Annotated in this window: 6 protein-coding genes; 2 read left to right on the top strand and 4 right to left on the bottom strand. The window is 73.0% G+C overall.

The window, feature by feature from the left end; translation table 11 throughout:
• The first annotated feature begins 143 nt into the window (after positions 1-143).
• Positions 144-929, top strand: a complete 786-nt coding sequence (locus M4J07_RS46630) for a sulfite exporter TauE/SafE family protein (protein ID WP_255983259.1) — start codon at positions 144-146, stop codon at positions 927-929.
• Here M4J07_RS46630 and M4J07_RS46635 read toward each other — a convergent pair.
• The 4 genes from M4J07_RS46635 to M4J07_RS46650 form a co-directional block, all read right to left on the bottom strand.
• On the bottom strand, positions 908-1,276 hold the full coding sequence (locus M4J07_RS46635) for a hypothetical protein (protein WP_255983261.1): 369 nt from the start codon (positions 1,274-1,276) through the stop codon (positions 908-910). The two genes, M4J07_RS46630 and M4J07_RS46635, sit on opposite strands and share 22 nt — an antisense overlap.
• 87 nt (positions 1,277-1,363) lie before the next feature.
• Positions 1,364-1,996, bottom strand: coding sequence for a class F sortase (locus M4J07_RS46640; protein ID WP_255983263.1), 633 nt, complete (start codon positions 1,994-1,996; stop codon positions 1,364-1,366).
• A 141-nt stretch (positions 1,997-2,137) separates the two neighbouring features.
• Positions 2,138-2,656 (bottom strand): hypothetical protein, encoded by a 519-nt coding sequence (locus tag M4J07_RS46645; RefSeq protein WP_255983265.1) that lies wholly within the window; start codon positions 2,654-2,656, stop codon positions 2,138-2,140.
• A gap of 221 nt (positions 2,657-2,877) precedes the next feature.
• Positions 2,878-4,449, bottom strand: a complete 1,572-nt coding sequence (locus tag M4J07_RS46650; protein ID WP_305129027.1) for a M4 family metallopeptidase — start codon at positions 4,447-4,449, stop codon at positions 2,878-2,880.
• Between the two features lie 109 nt (positions 4,450-4,558).
• Between M4J07_RS46650 and cutA the strand changes: the two genes are divergently transcribed.
• Positions 4,559-4,906 (top strand): divalent-cation tolerance protein CutA, encoded by a 348-nt coding sequence (gene cutA, locus M4J07_RS46660; protein WP_255983267.1) that lies wholly within the window; start codon positions 4,559-4,561, stop codon positions 4,904-4,906.
• Positions 4,907-5,102 lie beyond the last annotated feature (196 nt).

The following is a 5,102-nucleotide window of genomic DNA, read 5'->3' on the forward strand; positions in this document are numbered from 1 at the left end:
GTGCCTCGCGCTGACCGTGGACCCGGCCGCGCCACCCGCCCCCGACCGGGCCGTCCCGCATGCCGGGACGGCAAGCTCAGAAGACGCTCAACTCTCCACACATTCGTGGACGGCACACGTATCGCGTCCATAGGGTCGCGATCATGCCTGACATATCCCTGACCACCGTCGTCGTCCTCTGCATCGCCGCGCTCGCCGCGGGCTGGGTCGACGCGGTGGTGGGCGGCGGCGGCCTCCTGCTGCTCCCCGCGCTGCTGCTCGGCCTGCCGAACTCCTCGGCGGCCGGCCCGTACGCGCTCGGCACGAACAAGGCCGTCGCCATCGTCGGCACCGCCGGTGCCGCGATCACCTACACCCGCAAGGCCCCGGTCGACGTACGCCTGGCCGTCCGCATCGGGGTCGCGGCGCTGCTCGGTTCGACGGGCGGCGCCCTGCTGGCGGCGGGCATGAGCACGGAGGTCCTCAAGCCCATCGTCATGGTGGTCCTGGTGGCCGTCGGCGCGTTCGTGATCTTCCGCCCGTCGTTCGGCACGGCCCCGGCGGCCGCCCCGGTCTCGCCCCGCCGTGTCCTCGCCGCGATCGGTTTCGCGGGCCTCGGCATCGGTTTCTACGACGGCCTGATCGGCCCCGGCACGGGCACGTTCCTGGTCCTCGCCCTGACCGCGATCCTCCACCTCGACCTGGTCACGGCCTCCGCCACCGCCAAGATCGTCAACTGCTGCACCAACGGCGGCGCCCTCGCGATGTTCGCCCTCAAGGGCACCGTCTACTGGCAACTGGCGGCCCTGATGGCCGTCTTCAACCTGGCCGGCGGCATGATCGGCGCCCGCACGGCCCTCAAGCGCGGCGCGGGCTTCGTCCGCATCGTGCTGCTCACGGTGGTCTGCGCACTCGTCCTGAAGATGGCCTACGAGCAGTGGGTGGCCTGAGCGCCTGTCAGGAGACGTCCTCGCGCGCGCACGTGCGCCGCGGCGCCCTCGACCACCGCCGCCTCGTCGTACCCGTGGGAATTGACGGCGAGGACGAGACAGCCGTCGGCCGCCGGCTCGTTCGCCTTCGCCTGCCACTGACAGGCGTCGGCGCGATCGCCCATCATGCCGTTCTCCATGCAGCCGTGCGCGAGCACGACGCCGGCCTTCGCGTCCGCCGGTCGGGCCGGGGCCTTCGCCTTGCGCGTCGGCTCGGCCGCGACGTCGGGAGCGGCCCCGGAGCAGCCGGAGAGCAGCAGCGCACCGAGCGGTGCGGCGAGGAACGCGGATCTTCGTAAAAGGTTCATGGCGGGGCATGCCAAGCCCCACCAGGGCCGGGGGGAACGGCGCGATCAGCCACCGCACGACACGGCGCCGCATCCGCCTGGCCCCGCCTACCGACTCCCCGTCAGATGCGCGAACACGACCACGTTGCCCTGGTACCCGGTCCTGCGCGAGTACGGCCCCCCGCAGGTGATCACCCGCAGCTCCGGCCGCGCGGCAGCCCCGTACACCTTCTCGTCGGGGAAGGACTTCGCGTCGTACACCTCGACGGAGTCGACGGTGAACACGGCGACCGAGCCGTCCCGGCGGTCCACCTCGATGGTCCGGCCGCGGGTCAGCGCGCCCAGGTCGTAGAAGACGGCGGGACCCACCGCGTTGTCGACGTGGCCCGCCACCACCGCCGTGCCGGTCTCGCCGGGCGTGGTGCCGGCCTCGTACCAGCCGGCCAGGTTCTTTCGTTCGGGCGGCGGTACGTCGAGGCTGCCGCTGCGCGTCAGGCCCAGCCCCGTCAGGGGCGCGTCGACGCGGATCGACGGGATGCGGATGCGGTCCGGCGGGGACGGGGCGAGGGACGCGGCGGCCGGGGCCTCGTGGCCGCCGCCCGCACGGGCCTGCGCGGCGGACGGCTGCGGCGGCGGATGGCCCTCGGAACCGCTGGCCAGGAGCCAGGCCCCGGCGCACAGGGCGAGCGCGGTGACGATCCCTATGACGGCGTTGACCGGGTTCCCGGCACGCTTGCGCACGCGCACGAGTGCTCCTGACGTCTCGACAGATGGGTCCCCTTCCCCTCCGGTCCGCGAGGGGATGCGGCCGGAGGGGAGAGGACTGGCGGTACCGGGGAACGGACGGGTACGCGGACGGCGGAGGGGGTCCGCGGCGTCCCGTCAGATCCCATCGCCTCTCGCCCGGCGATGCAGGAGCCAGGTACCGCCCGCGGCGGCGACGGCCAGAGCCGCCACGCCCGCCGCGGTCTGCACGGGGTCGGGACCGAGCGCGCCGCCGACCCCCGTCTTCACATGGCCTTTCGGCATCTGCGCGCCCGGCGCGCCGGCCACGCCGAGGGACACGATGAGATCCCCGGTCACCTCGGTGCCGCCGGAGCACCGGGCGACGATCTCGTACGTGCCGGGCTGCGCGGACGCCGGTACCGCGAACCGCCCGGCGGCGTCCGGGGAATCGGCCTCGGGCGCCAGCGTGAACGCGCCCGCCCCGACCGCACTGGCGTCACCGGCGGCCGTGCCCTGCGCACCGCAGGCCGTGGTGTCCACGCTGACCGTGCTGCCCGGGGTCGCCGTCGCCGGGTAGACCTCCAGGCCACCCTGGGCGGCGGCCACGGGAGCGGCCGCGAAGCCGGCGACGGCGACGGCGAAAGCGGCGGCGATCAGCGGACGGCCAGTGCGCATCGTGCGTGCTCCTTCGCGGGCGTCGGACGCGCCCTGCAAGCACGAGGTAAGTACCAGTCGCGCCCCCACGCCTCCTGATGTGGCGTCAGAAACCCAGTCCCGCCACCTCTCCTGACACCCCGACGGCAACATTCCAGCAGGTCACCGGCGTGTCGGCGAAAAGTACCCGAAGGGCACGCCGTGGCGTGCGACCGGGTGACCCGGCCGCACGCCGGCGGCTCTCAGTTCACGGAGACGGCGGACCAGGCCGCCGCCACCGCCGCGTACTCCGCGCTGCCCGCCCCGTACAGGTCCTTGGCCGCGCTCAGCGTGGCCGTGCGGGCGCCCGCGTACTTCGTCGACGACGTCATGTACACCGTCAGCGCCCGGTACCAGATCTTGCCGAGCGCGTCCTTGCCGATGCCGGTGAGCGTCGAGCCGTCGCACGTGGTGCCGTCGTGCTGGACGCCGCCGATCACCTTCGGGCCGCTGCCCTCGGCGAGCAGGTACGCGAAGTGGTTCGCGACGCCGGACGAGTAGTGCACGTCGAGGTTGCCGACGCCCGAACTCCAGCAGTCCGCCGAGCTCCCGTCCTTGCTCGGCCGGTCCATGAACCGCAGCGCGGCCTTCCCGAACCCCGGCTTGACGATCTCCTCGCCGATCAGCCAGTCGCCGGGGTCGGAGGCGTTCGCCGCGTGGAACTCGACGAGGGTCCCGAAGATGTCGGAGGTCGCCTCGTTCAGGCCGCCGGACTCACCGGAGTAGGTGAGCGCCGCGGTCTTGGACGTCACCCCGTGCGACATCTCGTGCCCGGCGACGTCGAGGGCGACGAGCGGGCCGAACGTGGTCCCGTCGCCGTCCCCGTACGTCATGCAGAAGCAACTGTCGTCCCAGAAGGCGTTGTTGTACTTGCTGCCGTAGTGGACCCGGTTGTACGAACCCTTGCCGTCGCCGGCTATGCCGTTGCGGCCGTGGACCTGGCGGTAGTAGTCCCAGGTCTGGTCCGTGCCGTACTGGGCGTCGACGGCCGCGGTGGCCCGGTCGGTGTCCGCGCCGGTGCCCCAGTGGTTGTCGGTGTCCGTGAAGACGACCGCGGGGGCGCGGCTCCAGCAGATGCCGAGGATGCAGCCGTCGGTCTTGTTCTGCGCGTCACCGGTGTAGGTGCCGCCGCGGCTCGCGTCCTTGAGCTGGTACGCCGATCCGGACCCGGTCGTCTCCAGCGGGACGGTGCCCGAGTACAGGGACCGGCCGTCGCCGGTCACCGTCTCGATGCTGTCCCACGCGTCGATCTGGCGGCCGGTCAGGGCGTCGGTGAGGACGGTCCTGGCGACCGGGTTGCCGAGGGAGTCCTTGGCCGTGGCGTTCGTGCGCCAGGCGAGGGCGGGGGCGCCGTGCAGCGCGTCCACGACGAGCTGCGGCCTGGCCGTCAGCTTGCGCAGCAGTTCCCCCGGGTTGGCGGAGCGCAGGGCGGTGGCGGCGAGATCGGCGGCGCGCGGTGCGGCGACCTTCGGCGCGGTGCTGGGGACGGCGAGGTTCCCGGCGACGGCCCGGTCGGTGCGCTCGCGGGTGCCGTCGGGCGCGAGGTGGACCACGAAGTCACCGCCGAGCACGGGCAGACCGCGGTAGGCGCTGTCGTAGCGGACGTGCCGGCTGCCGTCCCGGTCGACGACGACGTCGCGGACGGAGACGGCCGTGGGGGCGGCGGAGTCTTGCGCGGCGGCCGGGGTGGGGGAGAGGGTGGCGGCCAGCAGGGCGGCGGCGGCCGCGGCGGTGCCGGCGACGGTGAGGCGCGATGCGGTCCTGGTCGGTCTCATCGGTCTCCTACGGGGACGTGGAGGGCGGCTCTCTGATGTCCTCTCAGTTTTAAGTGGGCATGACAAGGCCGGTCCAGGGTGCCGCCGTGCCGGACCTGTGAAGGTCACAATGGGAGACGTGCAGATTCCCGAGCCGAACGCGCTTCTGACGGTCCTGACCACCACGGACACCCCCACGAAGGCCACCGACCTGGCCCGCGGCGCCGTACAGGCCCGCGTGGCGGCGTGCGCCCAGATCTCCGGACCGATCACGTCGGTGTACCGGTGGGACGGCACCCTGGAGACGGCCCAGGAGTGGCAGGTCGTCCTGAAGACGACGACGTCCCGATACCCGGCCCTGGAGACGTGGCTGACGCAGCATCACGACTACGACACGCCGGAAATCATCGCGACCCCGGTGACAGCCGCCAGCGAGGACTACGCAGCCTGGGTAACCACGGAAACGACCTCTGCCTGAAGCCGACGTACCCCCGCCCCGGGGCCCGTCAGGGGGCGCGGGGAACTGCGCGAGCAACCACGACGATCCCGAGCCCGGCAATGAGCCCCTCCCGGCAGACGGACCCCCGCACGGGGCCCGGGGCGCAGCCCCGCGACGCCAACCCCGGCACGGCGGACACCGATCTCACCCCACCCGCTCCACCCGCACCGCACAC

This window comes from Streptomyces longispororuber, from assembly GCF_024448165.1.
Classification (GTDB): domain Bacteria; phylum Actinomycetota; class Actinomycetes; order Streptomycetales; family Streptomycetaceae; genus Streptomyces; species Streptomyces longispororuber_A.

Bases quoted from the DNA above. Each gene is read 5' to 3' on its own strand.
- M4J07_RS46630 (WP_255983259.1), top strand. From the start codon at position 144: ATGCCTGACATATCCCTGACCACCGTCGTCGTCCTCTGCATCGCCGCG.
- M4J07_RS46635 (WP_255983261.1), bottom strand. From the start codon at position 1,276: ATGAACCTTTTACGAAGATCCGCGTTCCTCGCCGCACCGCTCGGTGCG.
- M4J07_RS46645 (WP_255983265.1), bottom strand. From the start codon at position 2,656: ATGCGCACTGGCCGTCCGCTGATCGCCGCCGCTTTCGCCGTCGCCGTC.
- M4J07_RS46650 (WP_305129027.1), bottom strand. From the start codon at position 4,449: ATGAGACCGACCAGGACCGCATCGCGCCTCACCGTCGCCGGCACCGCC.
- cutA (WP_255983267.1), top strand. From the start codon at position 4,559: ATGGGAGACGTGCAGATTCCCGAGCCGAACGCGCTTCTGACGGTCCTG.